The following is a 25604-nucleotide window of genomic DNA, read 5'->3' as shown; positions in this document are numbered from 1 at the left end:
GCACACTTTTCTCTTTTTGTCAAATTTTATGTTAAGAAAGATGTGACTAATGGATAGCCTTATCAAGGGGGCAGGGGGGATCGAACCTAAAATCCATTTTTAATTTAATTATAACCAGCTACTTAGGGTTTGCTGAAAAAGTTTTTCGTGGGGGCAGGGTGTGGGGTGTGGGGTTTTACCGATTTTCAGGTGGTCAACTACCTAATACCAATTCTCTAAATGCCAACTACAGATAGAGCATCCAGGATATAACCTCGTTCAACAATTGAAACAATTACCTCTTTGTTCATTTCTTCGAGTCGTTGACCAATTAACAAACGTAATTCCTCTAAGTCTCTAGGTAGTTTCCATCTCAATCCTTTTTTTAGATATTGCCAAATCTGTTCAATTGGATTAGATTCTGGGCAATGTGGTGGCTGAAACATGAGAATAATGTTGTCAGGTATTTTCAAGTTTTTTGCCTTATGAAACCTGCCATTATCTAACTGTATTATCAAAATACTATCGGCAAAATATTCAGAAACTAATTCTAAAAATATTTGAAAACATTGACTGTTTAAATGAGTGAATTCGTAAAAAAAATGCTCTCCTGTCTTCGGCTCTACCACCCCATAGATATAGGTCGCTTGAAATTGACCCTGCACTTTCCCGTAAGGTTTTACCCCTTTTGCTGTTATTTTTCTCCCGCTGATTGTTTTCAGTCCCAGACGAGTTTCATCTTCACATAAAAAGCGAATTTTTTCTGTATTACTCATCATTGTTATCGCCACCCAACTCAGCATTGCCAAATTTTCTAGGAGGTTTTTTTTAAAATCCTCTAACCTTTCTTCTGATTGTTCTAGGCTTTTGGGTCTGGCTATTTTTGGAGACGCTTTTAGCCGATAATACTGACAGGGGGACAAGCAAGCTGAAAAGCTTATGTAACATAAAATACAGACACAGACTCCAAAAAAAGATAAGTCATATTTACCATATATGACCTAAATAACGAAAATGATAAGTGAACTATACCAGAAAGTGTTAGAAAATGAACTGGGACGAGCCAGATATCTACTGTTGTTAATGATAGTTGGAACCTTGCAAATACTAAAGCAAGCTAAGTTAGAGATATTAGCTGAAGCCTTACCAATACCAATCCTGTTTGAGAGTCGGAGAAAAAAACTAAAAAGATTTTTAAAGCTGGAAATTCTGAATATTGAAAAAATCTGGTTTCTCTGCTTAAAAGAGATGTTAAAACAGCAGGAGAGATTCACAATAAAAGGATTAGTATATATTGCCATAGACCGAACGAGTTGGGGAGCAATAAATATCTTGATGGTGAGTCTAATTTATGACAAGAGAGCCATCCCAATCTATTGGGAGATATTAGATAAAAAAGGAAGTAGTAATCTCGAAGAACAGCAGCGAGTATTAGAAAAAACATTGACCGTGCTATCAGGTCATAAAATAGTGGTGTTAGGAGATAGAGAATTTTGCTCGGTCAGTCTTGGAAAGTGGCTTCATAAGCAGAGTTTATACTTTTGCTTAAGACAAAAACAAAGTACAAATGTCAAGACAAAAGAAGGAATTTATCAAGAAATGAGAGAGTTAGATTTAAGTCCAGGAACTCAACTATTTTTGAATGATGTCAATATTACAAAAGAGCAGGGATTTTTCCAGTTTAACTTAGCTGGTAAGTGGAAAAAAACCTATGGGGGTTTTCAAACAAAAGAACCTTGGTATATTCTGACAAATTTTGGGGATTTAGAGACGGCAATAATTGCCTATCAAAAAAGATTTGATATTGAGGAGATGTTCCGAGATTTTAAGTCGGGAGGCTATAGCTTAGAAGGTTCTCAATTAGCACCGCAATACTTATCAAAGCTGATAATTGTTATAGCTATCGCCTATACAAGTGCCACACTGCAAGGTAAAAAAATTAAGGATATGGGAATCCAAAAATATGTTACAAGACCTGAAAAAAGATATAAAGGTCAACGCAGACACAGCAGTTTTTATGTGGGTCAACATCTCTATCATTGGCTCCAGCTACATCAAATGTTCCAAAAAAATATAGAAGAGCTAATGCAAATTAGCCGCTATCGGTTGAAGGATTACATCAAAGGACAAAGAGCGATATCGCTTGCCCTATCTACCTTCTAGCTCGCTTGTCCCCCTCTCAGCTAAAAGCGTCTCCAAAAATAGCCAGACCCAAAAGCCTAGAACAATCAGAAGAAAGGTTAGAGGATTTTAAAAAAAACCTCCTAGAAAATTTGGCAATGCTGAGTTGGGTGGCGATAACAATGATGAGTAATACAGGAAAAATTCGCTTTTTATGTGAAGATGAAACTCGTCTGGGACTGAAAACAATCAGCGGGTGAAAAATAACAGCAAAAGGGGTAAAACCTTACGGGAAAGTGCAGGGTCAATTTCAAGCAACCTATATCTATGGGGTGGTAGAGCCGAAGACAGGAGAGCATTTTTTTTACGAATTCACTCATTTAAACAGTCAATGTTTTCAAATATTTTTAGAATTAGTTTCTGAATATTTTGCCGATAGTATTTTGATAATACAGTTAGATAATGGCAGGTTTCATAAGGCAAAAAACCTGAAAATACCTGATAACATTATTCTCATGTTTCAGCCACCACATTGCCCAGAATCTAATCCAATTGAACAGATTTGGCAATATCTAAAAAAAGGATTGAGATGGAAACTACCTAGAGACTTAGAGGAATTACGTTTGTTAATTGGTCAACGACTCGAAGAAATGAACAAAGAGGTAATTGTTTCAATTGTTGAACGAGGTTATATCCTGGATGCTCTATCTGTAGTTGGCATTTAGAGAATTGGTATTAGGTTTTTTCTGCCCACTGAGGAACTTTTCTTGGTCTTCCTGTACTGACTTTTTTAGACAATAATTTTTCGAGTCCTCCTTGACGATATTTTCCTAACCAATCTTGTACAGTGACTCTATTTCTTCCTAGCATTTCCGCGGCTTCTGTCACCGTTTTTGCCTTTTTTGTCTTTAACAAGTACAATACTTGTATTCTTTCTTTTCCTGAACCAGTTTTTTCTTTTCTAAGCAGTTCCTTGAGTTCTGCTTCACTTTCAGATATTTCTATCTTATAAACTCCTGCCATATTTTTCCTTTAACTCTTGTATATTGAGAGAGGTGGTAGACCGTCCCAACCTTGGTCGGAAAAGACCGCTTCGTAGCAAGGGTCACCACCATAATCTCCCTGACAAAACTCGAACAGTCGCCGGGGTCGTGGCGAAAACAATCAATTGTTAAGCTAAGAGACCGTATCGGGCAAGGATGAGTAAAATCAAGGGGATGCTCTCCAAAATAACCATTAATCCCGCCAATTTCTCAGGTTCAATCATGGAAAATATCTCTCAATGGGTAGGCATTGACATTAGTAAAGCGACCCTAGTAGAGCATCAATTTTGTTTTGAGGGATAAAAAAAGAGCTAATCTGGAAGAAGTTATCCAACTTCAGACAAAAAAATGCCGAAGAAAAAATATATTGTAGATATAACAGACTCCGAAAGAACTGAACTCGAGCAGCTAACCAAGAAAGGAAAAATAGCAGCTTACAAAATGAACCATGCCAGAATACTACTTTTAGCAGACGTCAATCAACAGGAAGGTGGTTGGACTGACTCGAAAATTAGTGAAGCCTTAAATGTTGCTCAAGCCACCATTGAGAGAGTACGACAAAGATTTGTCGAGTCAGGAATTGAATCATCATTAATTCGAAAAAAGCAAGAACATCGCCGTGCCAAAATTATCGATGGGGAAAAGGAAGCATATCTGATTGCCATCGCTTGTAGTGAAACACCAACGGGACGAGCAAAATGGACACTTCAAATGCTGGCAGATAAAATGGTCGAACTTGAATATGTGGAAAAAATATCACGAGAAACCATCAGAAAAACCTTAAAAAAAATGAATTGAAACCATGGCTGAATCAATCATGGGTCATTCCCCCAAAAGAATCAGCGGAGTTTGTCTGTGCCATGGAAGATGTCTTGGATATTTATCATAGTGAGTATGACCAGCAAAATCCCTGGCTGTGTTTTGATGAGATTTGTAAACAATTAGTCAAAGAAACAAAAGAGAAAATACCAGCCGAACCGAGAGAACCAGAAAGGTATGACTATCAATATGAGCATAATGGTGTAGCCAATATGTTTATGTTTTTTGAACCATTACAAGGTGGGCGACATGTAGAAGTTACACAACAAAGGACGGCGAGCGATTATGCACACCAAATGAAATATTTGGTTGATGAGCGTTATCCGGATGCCCAGAAAATTAGAGTAATTCAAGACAACTTAAATACTCATGTAAAAGCCTCATTATATAAAGCCTTTGAACCAGAAGAGGCCAAGAGAATTTTAGATAAACTCGAATTTCATTACACTCCCAAACATGGCAGCTGGTTAAATATGGCAGAAATTGAGTTGAGCGTTTTGAATCGTCAATGTCTCGATCGTCGTATCCCAGACATGGATAGTTTAAAACAAGAAATTAAGGCATGGGAAGAAAATCGAAATGAAAAGTCAAATTCAGTTGACTGGAGATTTACTACTGCTGATGCTCGTATTAAATTAAAAAAACTCTATCCCTCAATTCAAACTTGACAGACTACTAGATGTTTACCTCCGTCCCCTCGGTAAAGCGATGAAAGTTGCTAACACAAAGGAGGACATATCTAAACTGGTCGAAACCCTAAAATCCTACACTGTCAACCTCATCGTTCTGGAAGCGACAGGAGGTTTAGAAACTGAACTGGTGATTCAATTACAAGAAGCGGATTTACCTGTAGCCTTAATCAATCCCCGTCAAGGAAGAGACTTTGCTAAAGCCACTGGTAAATTAGCCAAAACCGATGCCATTGACGCTCAAATCTTAGCTCATTTTGGCGAAGCAATGCAACCGCAAATATTAGCGGTTGAGTCGGAAGAATCTCGTCAATTGGGCGACTTAATTAGTCGTCGCCGGCAACTTGTCGAGATGCGGACTGCCGAAAAAAACCGACGGGAACGCGCTCGCGGTAAAGCTTTGGTCGATATCGAAGCCCATCTTGAGTATCTCGATAACTGCCTCGAAAAACTCAATCAAGAAATTGAGGAATTGACCCAAGCTAACCAACAATAGAACTCTTGCAAATTAATTATATGTTATAATGATGGGTTAACTAATTTTCCCCAAAAAATTAGTTAATCAGTACATTCGTCCTGAATGAAAACTTGAAGTTTAACTTTTAACTCAAAACTCTTTAGAGCTGCTTTAATTTGGTTATCAAAACCTCTTTATTTAAGCGGCACAAACTATCTCAATTATAAAAATTGAGAATAAATTCTCCTTGACTTGATTAATCTTTAGGCAACTTTTAAGAAGCTGCTATACCTATCCCTAACTCACAGTTATAAATAGCCGCCAACAAGTTAACTCTTAAACTATATCTTCGACGACGATTCCGATATTTACAGGATAAGATTTTAAAGATTTTGAGTTTCCTATTTATATGTTCAATGATAATCCTTTCTTTGGCTAAAGCCTTGTTATACTCTTTTTCTAACTCTGTTAATTTTCTATTTTTCGATTTCTTTTTCGGTGTATAACTATTACTATGGTATGCAGCTATTCCCTGATAACCACTGTCTTCTATGCTGGTAGTTAAAGGATGAAAACGAACTCGACTTTTTTTAAATAAACTAAAATCATGACCTCTACCTTTCCCACAGAAGACACAGATAATTTCCTCTGTATTTTGATCAGCTACTAATTGGGATTTTAAAGTATGATAACCTCTTTTACCCGAAAAAAAATCTTTCTGTTTCTTTTGGGGGCGTTCAATGGGAGTTTCCGTTACATCCATTACCGTTATGACCGGTATCTCTGCTTGATTGAGTAAAGCTTTTTTTCCTTTTAAACGGAAGTTTCCCGATTGTAAAAGCATTTTTTCCGTCTTATTTACAATCCGACATATAGTTGATTCTGATAGTTCCCAGCTTGTACCAATGTGAAAATATGTTCTATATTCTCGCCAATATTCTAACGTTACTAAAACTTGTTCTTCTATAGATAGTTTAGGTTTCGGTCTCCTTTTAGATGGTGAATTAGAGTCGGCTTCAACACTTTTTACTGATTCTACCATCTTTCTATATGTTTGTTTGTACACACCGAAACGGCGTTTGAATTGTTCATCTGATAAGTTTTGATAATCCATAATTTTGCTAATAAACATAGCAAAATTATAGATGATTTCCTGACCTAAGATCACATTTTATTCTTTTTTCCACTTCAATCTAAGAATTGAGAAAAAAGCAAAACCTTATATTATACCATAAAAAAATTATGCAAGAGGTCTAATGGCTCGAGAAAGTCAATTTACTCAAAACCGTGCCGGGGATTGGTCAAGTAATTTCTACTACTCTCGTCTCCGACTTACCAGAACTCGGTCAATTAACCGCCAAACAAATCTCTCGCTTAGTCGGTGTCGCACCGATTAATCATGATAGTGGTCAACATAAAGGTAAGCGAATGATTCAGGGAGGTCGCGCTCAGATTCGGGCGACTCTTTACATGGGAGCGGTGGTAGCTATGCGTCATAATCCGGTGATTAAAACCTTTTACGAACGCCTAGTCGGACGAGGTAAATCAAAAAAACTGGCTCTGACTGCTTGTGTGCGGAAAATCTTAGTTATTCTTAATGCAATGGTTCGCCAAAATCAGCCTTGGCAGCTTGCTGACAATTTACCACCTTGTTCCTAGAGATTCACACTTTTTGTTATCTCTGATCAAGGGTTGCGCTTGCTTTGGTTTAACCTGAGCGACTTAGTTTTTGCTGCGCTTTTTTCTGGCTTGAGATTTTAGGTTCGACAGCAACTCCTTGATTGTTTTTTGAGTTACCCCTTGACAATCAAGACAGTCGCTTGTATTTCTATCAATTGCCAGCCAAATATAGACCTTTATCGTCTTAGAAAAAACAAAAGACCACATTTCATCACATTCTATAACCAATTTACCTTTTGGTTTGTCCGAAACCTTTATTTGACGGGGGACAGCCGCCAGTTTATTGTTGACATAATTTTGTAACCATGACCAACTTACCCCTGTTACTCTAGCAATTCCTCGTAAGGAAATTCGTTCGAGCAAGAGTTTATCAATTAATTGTTTGGTTTCGTCAGAGACGGTTTTATTAGTGGGATTGATCACAAACTGACGACCACATTCTTTACATTAGACCTCTTGCATAATTTTTTTATGGTATAATATAAGGTTTTGCTTTTTTCTCAATTCTTAGATTGAAGTGGAAAAAAGAATAAAATGTGATCTTAGGTCAGGAAATCATCTATAATTTTGCTATGTTTATTAGCAAAATTATGGATTATCAAAACTTATCAGATGAACAATTCAAACGCCGTTTCGGTGTGTACAAACAAACATATAGAAAGATGGTAGAATCAGTAAAAAGTGTTGAAGCCGACTCTAATTCACCATCTAAAAGGGGACCGAAACCTAAACTATCTATAGAAGAACAAGTTTTAGTAACGTTAGAATATTGGCGAGAATATAGAACATATTTTCACATTGGTACAAGCTGGGAACTATCAGAATCAACTATATGTCGGATTGTAAATAAGACGGAAAAAATGCTTTTACAATCGGGAAACTTCCGTTTAAAAGGAAAAAAAGCTTTACTCAATCAAGCAGAGATACCGGTCGTAACGGTAATGGATGTGACGGAAACTCCCATTGAACGCCCCCAAAAGAAACAGAAAGATTTTTTTTCGGGTAAAAGAGGTTATCATACTTTAAAATCCCAATTAGTAGCTGATCAAAATACCGAGGAAATTATCTGTGTCTTTTGTGGGAAAGGTAGAGGTCATGATTTTAGTTTATTTAAAAAAAGTCGAGTTCGTTTTCATCCTTTAACTACCAGCATAGAAGACAGTGGTTATCAGGGAATAGCTGCATACCATAGTAATAGTTATACACCGAAAAAGAAATCGAAAAATAGAAAATTAACAGAGTTAGAAAAAGAGTATAACAAGGCTTTAGCCAAAGAAAGGATTATCATTGAACATATAAATAGGAAACTCAAAATCTTTAAAATCTTATCCTGTAAATATCGGAATCGTCGTCGAAGATATAGTTTAAGAGTTAACTTGTTGGCGGCTATTTATAACTGTGAGTTAGGGATAGGTATAGCAGCTTCTTAAAAGTTGCCTAAAGATTAATCAAGTCAAGGAGAATTTATTCTCAATTTTTATAATTGAGATAGTTTGTGCCGCTTAAATAAAGAGGTTTTGATAACCAAATTAAAGCAGCTCTAAAGAGTTTTGAGTTAAAAGTTAAACTTCAAGTTTTCATTCAGGACGAATGTACTGATTAACTAATTTTTTGGGGAAAATTAGTTAACCCATCATTATAACATATAATTAATTTGCAAGAGTTCTATTGACGTTTGGGTTTTCCATTATGAATAGAACCATTCTTGATCCTATGGTGAGAACCACAATTAGGACAGGGGAACGGAGGTGAACTAGGGGGGGTACTTTGTTCGGTGCTAGACTGATATTTCAGTAAGCCAGACAGGAGCCAGAAAAAGATATTTATCAGAAAAGTCATGATCAAGCTAGAGGTTTAAAGACTGATCGGGTTCCAATTATTTTTATTAATAAATATTTTACACAATTCATACCAAGTAAGCAACAGAGCTACGCCACTACTACCGAATCATTACCTCGATTTATTAATTACTCAAAGAAAATGCCCAGACCATGCTTTCTAATATGCGAGTAAGTACCGAAAGCAAAACCAACTCCTAAAAAGTTAAAAGGACTGTAACCACCCGAAAGCAACAGCAATACAGCCCACCCAAACACTCCAGGTAGGACGGTGAGCAAAGCAGTTCGTTTGAGATAATCTAATCGGTGCGGTTTCACAATGGATTTTATAAATAATAGGGGAAGTTTTACATATAAAATAAAAACAACAAAACCGAACATGATCAATCCGCCCTTAAGCAAAAAAGTCAAAATACCTATATGGAAAGCGTTAATTTCATAGCTCAATACTGAGAAAAACGTTGCGCCTAAACCCTTACCAAATAAAAATTCAATTTCATCTTGCAAAACTTGAAGCCCTCCGATGGCCTCCTCAATTCGCAATTGAGAAGATAGTTTAGTAGATTGGCTAGGATTGAAAAGCCTTTCAAAGATTAAACTATTCTGGAATGTATCCGCAAATAACTGCTCAAAATTAATAAAAAATACGGCGACTACCAGAAAAATACCGATCAAGAATAATAGATAAATCAACCGCTTTGGCTGTTTTAGAGATGATTTAGTAGTTAGGGCTCCATTAGATATAGGATAAGATAAACCAAAAGCAGAGAAAATTACTACAGTTAGTAAAGATAAGGTAACAGATCTCGTTGCTCCAATAAATCCCAAAGAATAAAGGTGAATCGCAACTAATCCCAATATTGAGATTGTCCAAAACCAGCCCTGCCGACATAATACACCAAGAGCAATTCCAGTCAGTGGTAAGAGTAAAGAGGAATATGCCCATGTATTCCAATCTGTGATTCTTTCTGTCACCCCCGCATTAGCAAGAGCGTTCATTCTCTCAGCTTGCAGTAAAATAGAATAGTAAATAAATACAGTTGAAACAGATATGAGTGAAGTAAGTTGTATTTTGGGGCGATAGGAATTAGCAAGAATGCGAAACATTGCCAAGCCACCTATCAGCCATAAACAAACAGATAAATCCATTCGTATCCAATCAATACTATTGCCAAAAAGTTGCCAGCCCATCCAAGTATAAAAGATAACAACAGCCCCATAGAAAATTCCTGTTTTGCCCAATAACAAGCGACGAAATTCTCTATCAATAAAGAAGGCGGAGCCAACAAGAATAACAAAAGTAAGGCTTGTACCTGATGATACACCTACCTTGACTGCGCTGCGTTGTTCTATGTCAAATTGGGCATTGAGAAAATCAGAAAAAGTCAGCAAAAATAGACTGACATAAAAAATCGAGGTTGCGGCAAGCTTGATAAAGGAAGCTTGAAGGTATTTTTTTTTCTTGGAAATAGTGAGAGTTGGCAGCGGTTGAAAGATGCTCATTACTAATAAAATACAGATTTTACACAAACTCTAAAATTTTCTGAAAAGCAGAGATCAATTGGTCGATTGAATGCCGGTGTCTATACCCTTCAAAATCTGGCTGGATAGAAAGATTGCCGGTGGAGAGTTCCTCATGCAATCTTTCTAAGATGCTAACACACTGAGACACACTTCCTCCTTCAATCCCATAGCCAAGATTAAACTTCTGAACCCGTTCGCCCATACAGTAGTTTTTGCTGGCGATTACAGGTTTCTCGAAGATTGCTGCTTTAGTCAGGATGTTGCTACTGTAAGGAAAATTTTCATAGGCAGCATACAGGACATCGCATACCTGAACAACGGCATTAAATCTTGACCCGTCAGGAATCGAATTCAAGTAAAAGAAACAGTTGTCTGGGTTTACTTTGACAATCTCCTGAATTTTCGCCAGTTCTGCGGCTGTAAATACTGGTTCAGCCAGCCTACCTGCAAACACAAAAAACCAGCGATCGCTTGCTTGCCGAGAAACTTCCAGAAGCGTAAGTGTTCCTTTCCGCCTGTCTAGAGATCCCAACAAACCAACTATCTTCCTGCCAGCAGCTTTAGCACGAATTTTTTGGGCAATCTCAAAGCTCATATCGGGTGGCGATTCATCGGTGATATCAGTTAAGACGACTACAGGCTTATTAAGCTTCTGCTGTAACTTTTCAGCAATACCTTCGTCTAGCACGGCAACTACTGGACAGTGGGAAGATTTTAGCACTGATAAGGGATTTAAGATGCCGTGGCGCATCCACTGGAATTTTGGTGGTATCCGTAGGTAGCGAGGTCGAAAATAAAGCCCTGACCAAGGATAGGGAAAGATGGTGTCGGTGATAGCGGGAATTAATCTTAAGTATGTATCAAGCCAGGCAAAAAAGGTGATATCGGGGGCTTTGCCTAGCTTTGAGGAAATTTCTTGGATACTCTGGGCGGCTCGTTGCCAGCGGGCTACAGCCATTCCCCTCGCCTGCAATCGGCGACTGGAAAACTGACTTGGCGAGGGTTCATGCAACTCAAAGCAGTGAAAGTTATTTGCCAACTCTGGACAGTGGCTGGCAATCCACAGGTTCATCTCTTCTGGTGCGGGACAAAGGACAATTACCTCATGTCCCAATTCTAGTAGCGTCTTGGCGAAAAACTTCAGGTAGGTAGGGTGGTGGCCACCCCACAGGGTATCAACTAGGGCGATGGTTTTCAAGGCTTTTAACTCTGCTTAGATTTCTGTGATACGGCCACGAACATATGATTGCCTATACTAACCTTACTGATGTCATTTTCAAGCAATGGCTCAAGCCGGCCGTAAGAACCCAGTTTAAACCAATTATAGCCACAATCCCTAAGCATTAAGATAATGTCTGAAGGTTGATAACCAAAGGCTTTTGACATTTCATCGGTAATTTCTATTAAAAGTCGAGATATTTTTTGGGATTGAAACATTTCCAGCATTCCCTTGAGTACAAGGTATTCTCCGCCTTCCACATCAAGTTTCATTAAATCTATATGCTGTACATTATTCTTTTGTAACCAGGTAGAACCTTGAAAAAGTTGAACTGGTATTGTCTTAAATTTATCGGGAGCTGCTGAAGGATGAATAATCTTGCCCAATGAGTTATAAACTTCCATTCCTGGTGCGCCTGAATTGAATTCTACAATCTCATCTTTTTCTCCAAAACCTGCCTGATGTATTTCCAGGTTATTAAATTTGTTCAACTCCTTATTTTTTTTCAGTAGATTGAAGGCAAAGTCTCCCGGTTCAAAAGCTATAACACGACCGCTTGGAGTTACTATTTTAGAACAAAACAGCGAGAAATAGCCAATGTTAGCACCAATATCCAGAAAAGTTTGTCCAGGTTTGAGATGATCGCGGATGAAATCAAGTGATTCAGGTTCAAATATATATTTAGTATAGCCAATTTTAAAGTACATATCTGGGTGAATTACCATTGGCAGATTAATTCCTGGCATTACATCCACCAACTCTTGACCTTTGGCTTTTGCAGATTCTAATTTAAGCTGATTTTGCCGAAAAAGATTTTGATCTAATCTTAATCTGCGGGTGATCGCTCTTGTTACCCTTCTTGAAAAAAATTTTAGGTTGTTCATGCAATGTCAGTTATGTCTTACTTGGTGTTGTATAAGTTCATCTGTCAACATTTCATTGTCAAGTTTAGTCCTCGAAGCAATAAATATAGAACGACTCAAACCTTGATGTTTTTCTGGATGATTCCAGTCTAGAGGAAATTCCTCATGATTAGGTTGTGTTCTGGGGATGTAGACATAATCAAAATGATTTTGTAAACGAGAAAATATCCATCGTCGTGTTGGACGACATCCCACACCAGAAAAAGCCTGAGTAGGGTTAGTTTGTCTTTCTTTGACAGGATTTATCTGTTCATTATCACCAAAAGAAACACAAGTTTCTAAAAAAAGAATTTTTTGACAAGATTGACTTATAAAATCCAAGGCCAAATCAGGATTTTTCAAATGGTAGAGTAATCCATAGCAATGAACTACATCAAATGGACTATTTTCAATTGGCTGAGGAGAATCCAAATCTAATCTCAAGATATTAACTCCGGGGTAACGCAAGACAAGATAATCAAGATTATCTTGTCTTGTTTCTGTTATCGTAATTTGGCACTCTCTGTCTAGATAGTAATGAGAGTGATCACCTATCCCTGCTCCCACTTCAAGTACTGACATACCTCTTACAGGTATGTTAAGGCTGGCCAAATGTTCAAGTCGTCTTGCATTATGCCTTAAATAAGCATTTGAGTGAAAGTGAAGAACAGGAGCATTATTTTTAACTATTTTGTATCCCAGGTATTTAAAAGTCTCCTGAATAATATTTTTGAACATGACTTAAATCCTCTAAGGTTCCTATGTTTATGTTTATCGGAATATATGGGCTTTTTAGTAACTCAAAAGCTTTCTAGGAAAAAAATTCTTGAATTTTTTCTAAAAATCGTGGTTACTGTTTAGAGGGTTAGGGAGTAAATAAGATTTTAGCCTTCCCCCTATAAAACTGGGCGGCTAAAGTCACAGCAGTGCGATAATGTGTCTGAAACCCGCCTTGTTCCCAATACCTTCCCAAACTTCCATCCTATTGTATCACACCTACTGTTCAATGACAACCTCGGCTCGTAAATGATTATGTAGCAGATGAAAGGTTCCACAGAAGATATTCTACCGACAGGGCATATTCTATAGCAATCTTAAATGAGATATACGAGTATATTTGCTTGGAAAATATAGAAACAGCTTTTTAGATAAACATATCAATCAGTTTAACATTGGTTGACTAACGCTCTTTTGACAGATTCAGCTTACCACAAAAAAGCAAGATAGCTCTATTTAAAGTTTTTGCTCTACCCGTACTACCAAAACATCTATTTTCCAGATAATAAACAAATAATATTCCAGAAAAATAAAAGACCATTAAAGAGGTAAATTGTGTGATCAATGTAGCTTTGATTGAATTGGTTACAAGGTGAATAAAAGTAGCTACAATCATTAAAATAATAGATGATATTAAGGGTTGGATTGTCCATTTGCTGAAAGTCAACCACTTCATATTATTATGATCATGGCGCAACAAGTAAATGACTCCTACAATCATCATTAATTGTCCGATAACTGCATATTTAAAACCAAAATTTAGTGAGAAGAAAACGAAAAAGGGAAAATAGCCTATATCAGTGATAATAACATAAATCCAGTTTTGTTTTGCATTTCCTTTACTTAAATTAAAAAAGAATGGAACTATAGCTTGTGCATGAATATAGCCTACCCAACAAAAAATAAACAACTGAAAACTAGCTTTGCTAGAAAATCCAGCATTGACTATAATAGTCAATAAGGCCGGACCTGCAATAATCAGTCCTGAATAGACAAAACCAGCAATTAACCCAATAAACCAGCGCAAGCGGTCTTCTATTTGTTCTGCTACCACTTCTAATTTATCTCCTTGAGCCGAGAGCATGGGAAATAGATAAGAAGACTGTCCAACTAACATTTGGTGAACTGTTATATAAATTCTTTGAGCAAAGGTGTAAAAAGGTAAAGAAGAACTGCCAAATACAGAAGTTAAAAATATTTTATCAACACCATCAAAAAATATAACTTTTATCTGAGTCATGTAAACCCATTTCCCAAAAGACCAAAGCTCAATAAACATTGCTTGATCCCAGGAAGGGCGTGTCAAAAATCCCAGAATTTTAGTAACTATAAACCCCGTACATAAACAACTCAGAATAGATAGAGCTAAACTAATTATGCCTAATGTTAAAATATTAGGAAAGGCTTTCAAAAAAGTTATTCCCAAAATACCATTGGCTAACATAAAAGTAGTATTAATTTTAGTCTGCCAGTCAAATCTTTGAAGAGAAGCGAGAAATATCTTAAAATAACCAGTGATTTGTTGTAACAAAAACGCCAATCCTAATAATATACAGTACCAACGTCCTATAGAAGCATTTCCTTCATATTTACTCCACTGAACAATCCAAGCAGAACCGAAAGCAAAAATACAAAACCCAAACAATCCAAAAGCCAGAGAAGTTGTAAAACAAACTCCTGCTATTTTCTGAATTTCTCCCAAATTATTTTCTTCATAAGCGCGACTAATCAACCGGGTTGCAGCCGCACCCAGTCCCAAACCGCTAAAGGTGTTGTTAATGCCAACAATAGTCGCAATAGCAATGGCAAATCCAGCTTCCGCTTCTCCCAACCAGCGAATCGTTAACCCGGCAAAAAGGAATCCTAGAATAGCTGTCATGACAGAACCAATGGCAGTCCACTTAGAATTATTAACAGCTTTGGCAAGTAGATCGCTCAACTTAAGTAAACTCCTTTTTGATACCGCTCTAATTACATAACATCAGTGTTCTTAAATATAGCATCCATTTGCAGTATTTCTGAACGATTGTCATGGTATCGCCATTCAAATCCCTTGCCAACCATAATATATTTATTCTCTTCTAGTAGTTTGATGATTTCCCATAAATAGGGTTGATCTCGATAAAACTGACGAAATGATAATTCAATCACTAAGTATTTAGATTTTTTTAATAAATTTATACTCCCCTTTAAAACCTCAAGCTCAAAACCTTGAACATCTAGTTTAATTACATCAGGGATTGGTAGATCATCACTGGCATATATTGCATCTAAAATTCTAATTTCTACTTCCTCTTGATCTTGCTGGTTTTGCGAAATACTATTAGGAAAATACTTATTTTGTTTTTCAGGATCAAGAAAAGATGCTGAAGAAGTTCCTCCTTTAATTAATAACTTATCTTCCCTTTCACCTAATCCACAATGGTAAATAACTTTGCTAACTCCGGGTAAAGATAAAGATTGCAATTTTTCTTGATACTGAGATTGGGGTTCAAAAAAAACCACGTGTTCTAAAGTGGGACTCATTTGACTTAAAACATAGGTCCAGTTACCAGCATTTGCCCCTATATCACAGAGACACTTTGGTTGAATGAATTTAAGCAGTATATCTATGGTCTCAAAACAATCTATATATCTGAATATACTTGATTCACATCCAAAATATTCGATTCTTTTCGATAGCCGAAACATCCTACTCGAGAGACCTTTTAACAATTTAGCCAACAATAATTTTTGCTCCATGATAGTCTATCAATTATTTTGTAAATTAGTTTCACAAAAGGTTAGGTTAAATTGTCGAGACGCAATCGCCGCTGGTTTGATCAAGCTTATGATTGATTTTCTGGTTTAATTTGCCCAATCAGATGGCGGACTTCTGAGAGTAAAACTTCAAAACGCTTGTCTGACTCTTCCTGTCTTTGCCTCACTTCATCCATATTACGCTGTTGTTGTGCGGCAATTTGGAGTAGAGCGTTTGCCGTTAGCCGTACCCCGTCCATCGAATCTCTAAGGTCTGCAACCGATCCCGTCAATTCCGAAACTGAGTCTGCCAATTTATCTAGCATCTCATCTGTCCATCTGGAGTGTTCGGATGAGCTTCTGGTCATGGCTGGCTTTTCTCATTTGTTAATAACTGGTTACAATTGATTATCGACGCAATCTCCAGCAATTTCCCAATATATTTCCTCTCGACGCATAACAGTTGCTACCATAGCACACAATCAGCTAAATTGTAAAGCTGTATAGATTCTTCATTGAGCCTCCAGGTCAATTCCCATCGCCCTTAGCCGCGCCGCCAAGCTGTCTGCCCTAGCTTTTTCTCCCTCAGCCCGCCGTTCAGCTTGTTCGGCTCGTTGTTCGGTTTGTTCAATCCGTTCACTACCCCACAATAGCAAATTACCTGATTGATCCCACCAGCGCAACCAATGAGCCGTTACTGCTGCTTTTTTCCCCTGTCATACTCCTAGAAATAAACCGATTTCTGCCCGCCAGTAACGATGATCCTCATCCGCTTTTTGTAACTCATACTTCCCTGATACTAAGCGATAAACTTCTAATTCTCCGCTTTGTGGTTGAAAAACGCTATAGAAAGGTACTTGTAAGATTCGCTCGTAGAAATACCACTTGCCATAGGGATAGTGGGGATTGATAGAATACTCCCCTCCCTCCGTTTCTGAGATGAATTCCATGACAATTGCTGGCACTTCCCCTTCTGCATGGGGCGTGTAGCTGCGGCGAATTTCTCCTTCTCGGATAGGTGCTACTGCGGGTACATAAACCCAATCGGGAGCTTTTACTACTGTCTTAGGGCCAACGGTGGCGCAAATGCCAAAATTAGCAGCAATAAGACTCGCTTCCACAATTAAACTGGCTAATTCTAAAGATTCTCGCCAAGCCGCCGCGAGGAGGGGTTGTCGGGTGCTTTCCACTGGTTCATCAGGGAGGACAAAATCCGCTGGCAATTTCTCCCAGGTAATGGGGGGTAAAGTATCGGAGATGCGAGGTGCTAATGGGATTGTCATTTAGGCTCTTCTGTGATGGTGGTTATGGCGGTTTAGCTTGTTATAAGAGCAAATGAGTAAGCTCTTGACTATCTAAATTACTCGTTAAGATTGCAGGGGAGTACCGGAGCTGCGGGGCAGGGAGAAGCAGTTTGAGCATTTGTACTAAAATTTTCAATACGCAGTTTAAATTCAGTACAGCTTATTGCGATTGGCAGAATAGTACATAATTTGTAACCGTTCAGGGGGGGTATGTCAAGCGGCCAGTGGCATTGGCTAGGTAGGGTAAACGCACCTTAATTTGGTAATTACCGGAAAAACTAGAGTTGTCATTGTAGCATGGTGTTATGATGAAGCGGTGACTAATCGAACCAGATTGCTACCGCAAAATCTTTTAAACCGCGTCCACGGGGAACCCCGTAGTTTGCCTTTTTCGGCTATGATCTTTGCATAGCAATACTTTTAGGGGTTAATGGCCTGCCAGTGAGATTCCAGTTCTCTAGCTGGTTGCGGTTTATGTCCTTTAAAAGTGTCCCGAAGTCAATTTCAGCTTTAGATGTCATATTCCTTACTCTATAAGGGTTGGGGGCTATTTTAAATAGATACCATGTTTGGACAAATTCCCAAATTATTCTTAAGCTATACTGGCGTACTAGATGCGGTTTAATAGAGTTATCCCTTGACTATTTGATAATGATGAACAACCAACAAAATGGGGCTTTAAAAACCCAAAGTCAAGCAAATCTGCCAGTTTTTGACCAACCAGCTTTTATCCCCTCCGTCACGCAGGAAGGAGAGGAACTCAACCTGCGTCAATTCCTTTACGTCATCAAGCATCGCTGGTGGTTAATCGTTGGCATCACCCTAGGGGTGACGGCTGCGATCACTGCTTATACTTTCTCAAAAACCCCTATCTATCAAGGTAAATTCTTGCTGCTCATCGGTCAACCCATCGAGGAAAATAAAAGTTCTTCCAGACTGGCAGCCCAAGATATCCTACCTCAGTTAGGTGGTGAAGACATCGATTATGATACCCAAATCGCTGTTTTAACCAGTCCGCAACTCCTTAACCCCATCTTTAGTAAAATAACTCCTCAATATCCCGACTTTACCTACAGTGATTTAATTAGTAAAACTGGCCAATCTGATCTCAAAATTAGTCGACAAAAAGAGACGAAAGTTTTAGAAATTTCCTATCAAGATGAGGAACCGGAAAAAATTAAGCTGGTTTTAGATAATTTAGCCCGTCATTACCTAAACTATAGTTCTCAGGAACGGAAGACCGAAATTAATCAAGGGTTAGATTTTGTTAACGCTCAATTGCCCGTGCTGCAGGAACGAGTTAATACTCTACAAAAACAAATGCAGCAATTCCGGCAGCAATACAATTTCCTCGATCCCGATAAAGAGGCAACTCGTTTATCACAACAGTTAACCACTACTGAACAAGATTATCGGGGTGCCCAAGTTGCCCTTAACGAAATTAACTCTCGCTATCAGGCTTTACAGCAACAGGTGGGATTAGACCCTAATCAAGCAATTATCGCTACTTATCTCAGTGAATCTCCCGGTTATCAAGATTTGCTCAAGCAGCTGCAGGAAGTAGAAGTGGAATTGGCCAAACAATCGGCAGTTTTTGCCAAGGATAGCCCGATAATCGCCACCCTAGAGGAAAAACGGGCTAATTTACTGCCCCTACTGCAAAACGAAGCCCAGAGAACCCTAGGAGAAAAACTGCCCCAGACAGTGGGTGACTCCCCAGCTTTGGTGTCACAGAGCGCTTTGCGGGTACAATTAACCCAACAATTGGTGGAAGCCGCTAACAGTCGCAAAACCCTAGAAATTAAGGTAGAATCCCTTGCCCGGGCCCTCGAACAACAGAAAGCCTCGGTCAAAAATCTGGCGGTTTTAGCCCGTCGTTATACGGATTTGCAGCGAGAGTTGGAAATCGCCACCACCAGTCTCGACCGTTTTCTGGAGGAACAACAAAAACTTCAACTCAAGGTGGCACAACAAGTGGTGCCTTGGCAACTAATTTCCCCACCAGAAGTAGGGGAAAAGTTCGTTTCTCCTAAACCTGTGCGAAATCTGGCTTTAGGGGTTATCGGTGGCCTTTTATTAGGACTGGGGGCGGCCTTTTTAGCTGAAAGATTAGACCCCGTTCATCATAGTGCAGATGAACTAAAAGAAGATACCAAACTACCCCTTTTGGGCGCAATTCCCTGGCAAAAAGACCTTGGCACCATCGAAAAAGTGATCACCGCCGCCCTACCCCAGTTAACAGTCGGTGATCGCAAAATGACTATCCCTAATACGACTGGGAAATCGGCCGACGAAAACCCCTCCTACTATAATTTCTCCCCCTTCTCGGAAGCTTTCCGCACTCTCAACACCAATATTCGCCTCCTCGATGCCGATTCCCACCGCAAGTCCCTCGTGGTTAGTTCTGTATCACCGGGAGATGGTAAAACCACCATGTCAATAAATATCGCTAAGGCCGCCGCTCGTATGGGACAAAGAGTCTTACTGGTGGATGCTGACCTGCGACGACCCCAGGTTCACCATCGACTTAATCTCGATAACGACCACGGCCTTAGTAATGTCCTCGCCGAGGGTCTCGATTGGAATGAGGCAATTCAACCTCTACCCCGTTACGAGAATTTATCGATTCTTACCGCCGGTGAAATTCCCCCAGATCCAACCCGCTTGCTTTCTTCCCAGAGAATGCAGGAGATGATCTCGCGTTTACAGCAAGAGCAAGCCTTCGATCTAATTATCTATGATCTACCACCGATCGCCGCTTTTGCCGATGCCAAAATTCTCGCCGCCATGGCCACCGGACTGGTTCTCGTCACCAAACTGGGCAAAACCGATCGCTTTGCCCTGAAAAATCTGCTCGAAGATCTGAGATTATCCCATATTTCCGTGTTAGGTTTAGTGGCTAATAATGTTGGTCGGAAAAACCATAATTATCGTTACTATGGCCATTACTACGGGAAAAGATAATTAAATTAAAGATAGATCCCCCCTTAATAAGGGGGGTTTCGATCCCCCCTTAATCCCCCCTGAATAAGGGGGGTATCTGATGGTTTTTAACACCTAACTACTTATTGATCGGTTATCAACTTTTAATTGATGTTAAATGCGGGTTTTAATCTGGTATCGGAATGATCTGCGAGTTCACGATCACGAGGCAATTTATCGAGCCATTCAAGAACAATTAGAGATAATTCCTTTCTATTGTTTTGATGAGCGTCAATTTGGTTTTACTTCCTACGGGTTTCCCAAAACTGGCAAGTTCCGGGCTAAATTTTTATTAGAAAGCGTAGCAAATTTACGACAATCTCTGGAAGGTTTAGGCAGTAATTTAATTATCCGACGGGGAAAACCAGAAGAAATTATCCCGCAATTAGTTCAAGAATTGCAGATAGCCAGGGTTTATTATCATCAAGAGGTTACAGCAGAGGAATTAGCGGTAGAAAAGGCTGTAAATAAGGCTTTATCTATAATTCCTGTGCAGATAAAAACTTTTTGGACAGCCACTTTATATCATCCTGATGATTTACCTTTTACCCTTAATCAACTGCCAGAATTATTTACTAATTTTCGTAAACAAGTAGAACGTCATTGGGAAATAAGAACAACTTATCCCAGTCCGAAAAAGTTGACAAAATTACCTAAAATAGATTGGGGAAATCTTCCTATTTTAAAGGATTTAGGCTTAACAGAACTAATTCTAGACCAGGGAGGTGTTTTATCATTTCAAGGGGGTGAAATAGCAGGAAAATCACGGGTTAAAGAATATATTTGGGATAGTGATTCCTTAAAAACCTATAAGGAAACCCGCAATGAAATGTTAGGGACTAATTATTCCTCAAAATTCTCAGCTTGGTTAAGTTTTGGCTGTCTTTCCCCCCGTTATATTTATGAAGAAGTACAAAAATATGAGCAAACAAGAGTAAAAAATGACTCTACTTATTGGCTAATTTTTGAATTATTATGGCGAGATTTTTTTCGATTTATTTGCAGTAAACACGGGAATAAAATCTTTTATAAATCTGGTTTGCAAGAACTTAATTTACCCTGGCTAGAAGATTGGCAAAGATTTAATCTTTGGTGTGAGGGAAAAACTGGTTATCCCCTTGTAGATGCTAATATGAGAGAGTTAGCTGCTACAGGATTTATGTCAAATCGTGGACGGCAAAATGTCGCTAGTTTTCTGACTAAAAATCTCGGTATTGATTGGCGTATGGGAGCAGAATGGTTCGAGTCATTATTAGTTGATTACGATGTCTGTAGTAATTGGGGTAATTGGAATTACACTGCTGGTGTCGGTAATGACGCACGAGGATTTCGTTATTTTAATATCCCGAAACAGTCGAAAGATTATGATCCCAAAGGTGATTATTTACGTCACTGGTTGCCCGAATTAGCCCTAATAAAAGGCGATAAAATTCACGAACCTTATAAATTATCTCTGGAGGAACAAAAGCGTTATGGGGTGATTTTAGGGGTTAATTATCCTCGTCCTATTGTCGATTTTTTTCAATCAATTAAACACAACGAAAAAATTTATCTCGCCAAGTCGTTGCTGATTTGAGATATGAATCTTCTCTTGTGGGATTTTTAAAACCTAGACCCAAAATAACTTTTGGATACGATGGACAATTGCCATTTATACCTTGATTCAACAACGCCTCGAATTGGCATAGGCTTGACTTCGATTTCAACTCAGTTCCTTTATTTTATCGTGTAAGATAGTGATCGCACCACAACGCCCACCCTACTCCAATAGAAAGGCAAAAGATGACTACTACTCTTGAAAGCTTACAGGAATTTATTGATTTTTGTCAACAGCACATTACTGGCAAAGAAAGGAAAGAAGCTCAGATTTTCCTAGACCGTTTCTTTCGAGCTTTTGGTCATAAAGGTGCGTTAGAAGCGGGTGCAACCTATGAGGAGGCGATTACTAAAGGTAGCAAGAAAGGTAAAACAGGATTTGCTGATTTAGTTTGGAAACCTCGTGTTTTAATTGAAATGAAAAAGCGAGGAGAAGATTTAAGTAAGCACTATCCCCAAGCTTTTGAATACTGGAGTCGATTGGTTCCTAATCGCCCTCGCTATGTCTTATTATGTAATTTTGATCAGTTCTGGATTTTTGATTTTGATCTTCAAATAGATGAACCGGTAGATCGAGTAAATCTCAACGATTTGAAAAATCGGGTCAGTGCCTTCAATTTTATGGAAGTAGGGAATCGTACCCCTATCTTTCAGAATAATCAAGTCGAGATTACAGAAACGGCAGCGCGGCGGATGGGTGAGTTGTTTCAACTGTTAAAAAAACGCGGTCATAAAAGCGGTTTTGATGAGTTGACGGCCCAGCGATTTATTTTGCAGTGTGTATTGGCAATGTTTGCTGAGGATCGAGGATTGTTACCGAGAGATTTATTTATTTCTTGTGTACAAGAATGTCTAAATGGGGGCAATTCCTATGATGTCTTGGGGGGATTATTTCAACAGATGAACCAACCCGGAATTACCCCCGTTGGTAAATATCAGGGAGTGGATTATTTTAATGGGGGACTGTTTAGTATAATTCATCCAATTCAATTAACTAATGAAGAATTAAGGTTTCTGGATCTGGCGGCGCGTCAGGATTGGAGTAAGATCCGTCCGGCAATTTTTGGTAATATTTTTGAGGGGACAGCTAATGCTGAAGAACGCCACACCTACGGAATGCACTTTACCTCAGAAGCGGATATTATGAAAATTGTTCGCCCAACTATTAGCCGTTACTGGGAGGAGAAAATTGAGCAAGCTGGGACGATTGGCGAGTTAAATACACTTCAGTTAGAATTACAGCAGTATAAGGTATTAGATCCGGCTTGCGGTTCGGGTAATTTTCTCTATGTTGCCTATCAAGAATTAAAGCGCATTGAACAGTTATTAATTGAAAAGATTGCTAACCGTCGTCGTTCTGCTAGTGACCAGTTACAGATTAGTTTTGTTACGCCTAAACAGTTTTATGGTATGGATATTAATCCTTTTGCTGTAGAGTTGGCGCGGGTGACTTTAATGATTGCCAGAAAGGTGGCGATTGATAAGTTTAATTTGACGGAAGCTTCTTTACCTTTGGATACTTTGGATAGTAATATTATTTGTGCTGATGCTTTGTTTACGGATTGGCAAAAAGCAGACGCAATTATCGGTAATCCTCCATTTTTGGGAGGTAAACACATGAGATTAAATCTCAGTGATGATTATGTTAATAAAGTGTTTGCGAGGTTTTCTGAGGTTAAAGACTCGGTTGATTTTTGTTCCTATTGGTTTCGTCTAGCACATAATCAATTAGATGAGAAAGGAAGAGCGGGTTTAGTCGGAACTAATTCTATTAGTCAAGGGAAAAGTCGTGTAGCAGCGTTGGATTATATTACTCACAATGGTGGACACATTCATGAGGCGATTTCTACTCAGCCTTGGTCTGGTGAAGCTAATGTTCATGTTAGTATTGTTAATTGGAGTAAAATTGAACCAGTAAGTTATTATTTAGATAATCATCAAGTTTCTCAGATTAATTCTTCTTTGACGACGACAGTAGATATTTCCAAAGCAGTTAGACTATTAGCCAACAAAAATATTAGTTTTCAAGGAGTGATACCAGTTGGTAAGGGATTTTATATTAAGAGTGAGCAAGCGGAAAAATGGATCGAAAATGATCTTAAGAATAAAGAGGTTTTAAAATTATCATCCTCTGCTGGTGATTTAACTGACAATCCTCATGGAAAACCTAGCCGCTGGATTATTGATTTCAATAATATGAGTTTAGAAGATGCTAGTGAATATAAATTACCTTTTGAGCATATTAAATTAACTGTTAAGCTGGAAAGAGAGCAAAATAGACGAGAAGTTACTAAACTAAACTGGTGGAAATATGGTGAAAAAAGACCAGCAATGAGAACAGCAATTGAACCTTTAGCTTGTTACTTTAGTATTCCCGCACACTCAAAATGGTTTATTTTTGTTCCTACTTCTTTAGATTGGCTACCTAATAATTCGATTCATGTCGTTGCTTCTGATGATTTCTATATTCTCGGTATCCTAACATCTAACATTCATCGCCTCTGGGTAAAAGCCCAAAGTTCAACTCTTGAAGACAGAACTCGCTACACTCCTAACACCTGTTTTGAAACCTTCCCCTTTCCCCAGACACCTTCACGGGAACTTGTCGAAAAAATCCGTCAAACCGCCGGGGAATTACACGAATACCGCAGCCAACAGATGGAGAAAAAACAATGGGGAATCACCAAACTATATAACCAATTCTTTAACGAACCCAGTAGCCAACTGTATCAACTCCATCAGAAATTAGACAAGCTAGTGATGGAGGCCTATCACTTCCAAGCTGACGACGACATCTTAGAGAAACTATTAACCTTAAATCTGGAATTAGCAGAAAAAGAGAAGCGAGGAGAAACCGTCATCGGTCCCTGGTCTCCTTACTCTTAGATTACTCTAACCCCTTACATTAGATTGAAACAATCTGAATTTCCCTGACTCGGTGCATTGGTTTGGTTGGCTTTTCGGTGGTGATTAGTTCATCAGCTTGAATTTGCAGCGCAGCAGCAACATGAAGTGCATCCATCGCCGCTAAACCGTAAGTGCCAGCAATTTCATGAGCATTCTGTATAATTTTTTCTAAGTCAGTTGCCCAGTAATTAACAGCCAGAAAAAATGTTTCGTAAAATTCTATTTCTTCTTGTTGCTTGTTAAAAGTTGCTTTAGGCAATACTTCTAACTGAACAAATCGACTGGAGGCAAACTCCCGATTTTCATCGTTGAGAATTTGATAGGCTTTGATACTGGCTGATTGGATGCCTTGGAAAGCAGTAATCAGTACGCCAGAGTCTATGTAGGCTTTCCTATGACTCACTGCACCCTCCTCGACGTGCAGCAAGTTCTTGTTCTATTTCGTCTTCATTGAGCAGTTGCAATCCAGATGCGATCGCCCGATGTCGGATTTCCCATAACTTTTTGCTTAATGGTGTTTGGGGAATAAATTTAGCTTCTGGTGTTGTTTGTGACTCAGATTTAAGTATTTGAACAAATTGCCAAACTTTTTGTTGCTTTTCCGGGGTCAATTCTCGCCATTGTTCAAGTAGTTCTTCTTCTTTATCCATAAATACCTCGCTCTTAAATTACGCATTCCTCGAATCGTTGGCTGTCCAAGACATATTTGTGGATTAACTTTCGGCTCTTGTAGTATATATGTATGGGTAGTTCAGGTGTTTTAGGTGGGAATTGGTTCACCTGGCCGCAAACTAGACCATTTACCGGTTTCGCGTAAAAAGCTTTCACAACCCACCACATCCCACTCCATTTCGATATAATCTTCTTTGGTGCGAATGTTAACGTTAATAGAAGGGTTCTTCGCTTCAAAGTCCGGTGTCTCGGTGAGATGACGTTCCTGATGTTGTATTTCTACGGCATGATAGGTGAGACAGCGATCAACAAAATAGCAGTTAATACAAATACACATAGGTTTAACTCTATAGGTC

20 protein-coding genes and 4 pseudogenes are annotated in these 25604 nt (G+C 38.7%); 9 read left to right on the top strand and 15 right to left on the bottom strand.

Annotated elements, in window-relative coordinates:
- Window positions 1-215 precede the first annotated feature (215 nt).
- A complete protein-coding gene (locus ACQY1X_RS09780; protein WP_430014480.1) occupies window positions 216-902 on the bottom strand; it encodes an IS630 family transposase in 687 nt (228 codons plus the stop codon).
- 115 nt (window positions 903-1017) lie between these two features.
- On the opposite strand from ACQY1X_RS09780, the gene ACQY1X_RS09775 reads away from it, so the two are divergent.
- Window positions 1018-2142 (top strand): IS4 family transposase, encoded by a 1125-nt coding sequence (locus ACQY1X_RS09775; RefSeq protein WP_256094101.1) that lies wholly within the window; start codon window positions 1018-1020, stop codon window positions 2140-2142.
- A gap of 221 nt (window positions 2143-2363) precedes the next feature.
- A complete protein-coding gene (locus ACQY1X_RS09770) occupies window positions 2364-2825 on the top strand; it encodes an IS630 family transposase (protein ID WP_430014663.1) in 462 nt (153 codons plus the stop codon).
- A gap of 10 nt (window positions 2826-2835) precedes the next feature.
- On the opposite strand, the gene ACQY1X_RS09765 is transcribed toward ACQY1X_RS09770, so the two are convergent.
- A complete protein-coding gene (locus tag ACQY1X_RS09765) occupies window positions 2836-3123 on the bottom strand; it encodes a helix-turn-helix domain-containing protein (RefSeq protein WP_069473899.1) in 288 nt (95 codons plus the stop codon).
- 368 nt (window positions 3124-3491) lie between these two features.
- On the opposite strand from ACQY1X_RS09765, the gene ACQY1X_RS09760 reads away from it, so the two are divergent.
- Window positions 3492-4630, top strand: a protein-coding gene (locus tag ACQY1X_RS09760) for an IS630 family transposase (RefSeq protein WP_430014479.1) whose coding sequence is annotated in 2 segments (ribosomal slippage) — window positions 3492-3924 and window positions 3924-4630 — 1140 coding nt in all. Because the reading frame shifts where the segments join, the coding sequence is not laid out codon by codon here.
- A pseudogene (locus ACQY1X_RS09755) lies at window positions 4611-5144 on the top strand (IS110 family transposase); the annotation flags it as partial. The gene ACQY1X_RS09760 and the pseudogene ACQY1X_RS09755, both read left to right, overlap by 20 nt.
- Before the next feature lie 238 nt (window positions 5145-5382).
- Here the strand turns inward: ACQY1X_RS09755 and ACQY1X_RS09750 are convergent.
- A complete protein-coding gene (locus ACQY1X_RS09750; protein WP_430015733.1) occupies window positions 5383-6240 on the bottom strand; it encodes an IS5-like element ISMae4 family transposase in 858 nt (285 codons plus the stop codon).
- Between the two features lie 125 nt (window positions 6241-6365).
- Here ACQY1X_RS09750 and ACQY1X_RS09745 point away from each other — a divergent pair.
- A pseudogene (locus ACQY1X_RS09745) lies at window positions 6366-6767 on the top strand (IS110 family transposase); the annotation flags it as partial.
- 150 nt (window positions 6768-6917) lie between these two features.
- On the opposite strand, the pseudogene ACQY1X_RS09740 reads toward ACQY1X_RS09745, so the two are convergent.
- Window positions 6918-7235: pseudogene (locus tag ACQY1X_RS09740) on the bottom strand (ISNCY family transposase); the annotation flags it as partial.
- Between the two features lie 125 nt (window positions 7236-7360).
- Between ACQY1X_RS09740 and ACQY1X_RS09735 the strand changes: the two are divergent.
- A complete protein-coding gene (locus tag ACQY1X_RS09735; protein WP_420065461.1) occupies window positions 7361-8218 on the top strand; it encodes an IS5-like element ISMae4 family transposase in 858 nt (285 codons plus the stop codon).
- Between the two features lie 537 nt (window positions 8219-8755).
- Here ACQY1X_RS09735 and ACQY1X_RS09730 read toward each other — a convergent pair.
- The 8 genes and pseudogenes from ACQY1X_RS09730 to ACQY1X_RS09695 form a co-directional block, all read right to left on the bottom strand.
- Window positions 8756-10129, bottom strand: a complete 1374-nt coding sequence (locus tag ACQY1X_RS09730; RefSeq protein WP_430014478.1) for a hypothetical protein — start codon at window positions 10127-10129, stop codon at window positions 8756-8758.
- A 19-nt stretch (window positions 10130-10148) separates the two neighbouring features.
- Window positions 10149-11348 carry a glycosyltransferase gene (locus tag ACQY1X_RS09725; RefSeq protein WP_002745573.1) on the bottom strand — a complete coding sequence of 400 codons (1200 nt, stop codon included), beginning with the start codon at window positions 11346-11348 and terminating at the stop codon, window positions 10149-10151.
- 5 nt (window positions 11349-11353) lie between these two features.
- Window positions 11354-12253, bottom strand: a complete 900-nt coding sequence (locus ACQY1X_RS09720; protein WP_430014477.1) for an FkbM family methyltransferase — start codon at window positions 12251-12253, stop codon at window positions 11354-11356.
- 6 nt (window positions 12254-12259) lie between these two features.
- Window positions 12260-13009 (bottom strand): class I SAM-dependent methyltransferase, encoded by a 750-nt coding sequence (locus ACQY1X_RS09715; RefSeq protein ID WP_430014476.1) that lies wholly within the window; start codon window positions 13007-13009, stop codon window positions 12260-12262.
- Between the two features lie 442 nt (window positions 13010-13451).
- On the bottom strand, window positions 13452-14987 hold the full coding sequence (locus tag ACQY1X_RS09710) for an oligosaccharide flippase family protein (protein ID WP_430015636.1): 1536 nt from the start codon (window positions 14985-14987) through the stop codon (window positions 13452-13454).
- A gap of 32 nt (window positions 14988-15019) precedes the next feature.
- On the bottom strand, window positions 15020-15739 hold the full coding sequence (locus ACQY1X_RS09705; protein WP_259679000.1) for an FkbM family methyltransferase: 720 nt from the start codon (window positions 15737-15739) through the stop codon (window positions 15020-15022).
- A gap of 137 nt (window positions 15740-15876) precedes the next feature.
- Window positions 15877-16155, bottom strand: coding sequence for a hypothetical protein (locus tag ACQY1X_RS09700; RefSeq protein ID WP_430015635.1), 279 nt, complete (start codon window positions 16153-16155; stop codon window positions 15877-15879).
- A 144-nt stretch (window positions 16156-16299) separates the two neighbouring features.
- Window positions 16300-17070 (bottom strand): annotated as a pseudogene (locus tag ACQY1X_RS09695) (Uma2 family endonuclease).
- A gap of 672 nt (window positions 17071-17742) precedes the next feature.
- Between ACQY1X_RS09695 and ACQY1X_RS09690 the strand changes: the two are divergent.
- From ACQY1X_RS09690 to ACQY1X_RS09680, 3 genes are all read left to right on the top strand, one after another.
- Entirely contained in the window at window positions 17743-20055 is a 2313-nt protein-coding gene (locus ACQY1X_RS09690; protein ID WP_287637236.1) for a GumC family protein, read from the top strand.
- Window positions 20056-20191: 136 nt separating this feature from the next.
- Window positions 20192-21649, top strand: a complete 1458-nt coding sequence (locus ACQY1X_RS09685; protein ID WP_002779180.1) for a DASH family cryptochrome — start codon at window positions 20192-20194, stop codon at window positions 21647-21649.
- 206 nt (window positions 21650-21855) lie between these two features.
- Window positions 21856-24555, top strand: a complete 2700-nt coding sequence (locus ACQY1X_RS09680) for a DNA methyltransferase (protein ID WP_430015634.1) — start codon at window positions 21856-21858, stop codon at window positions 24553-24555.
- A 19-nt stretch (window positions 24556-24574) separates the two neighbouring features.
- On the opposite strand, the gene ACQY1X_RS09675 is transcribed toward ACQY1X_RS09680, so the two are convergent.
- From ACQY1X_RS09675 to ACQY1X_RS09665, 3 genes are all read right to left on the bottom strand, one after another.
- Window positions 24575-24979 (bottom strand): type II toxin-antitoxin system VapC family toxin, encoded by a 405-nt coding sequence (locus tag ACQY1X_RS09675; protein WP_008207411.1) that lies wholly within the window; start codon window positions 24977-24979, stop codon window positions 24575-24577.
- Window positions 24969-25226 (bottom strand): hypothetical protein, encoded by a 258-nt coding sequence (locus tag ACQY1X_RS09670; RefSeq protein WP_008207408.1) that lies wholly within the window; start codon window positions 25224-25226, stop codon window positions 24969-24971. The genes ACQY1X_RS09675 and ACQY1X_RS09670 overlap by 11 nt, the downstream gene beginning before the upstream one ends.
- Before the next feature lie 110 nt (window positions 25227-25336).
- Window positions 25337-25585 (bottom strand): Ycf34 family protein, encoded by a 249-nt coding sequence (locus ACQY1X_RS09665; RefSeq protein ID WP_002739872.1) that lies wholly within the window; start codon window positions 25583-25585, stop codon window positions 25337-25339.
- Window positions 25586-25604 lie beyond the last annotated feature (19 nt).

The sequence above is a fragment of the Microcystis protocystis FBCC-A270 genome, assembly GCF_050500235.1.
GTDB lineage: Bacteria > Cyanobacteriota > Cyanobacteriia > Cyanobacteriales > Microcystaceae > Microcystis > Microcystis ichthyoblabe_A.
Note: the sequence above shows the minus strand (reverse complement) of the source record. Positions and strands in the feature narration are given on the sequence as shown.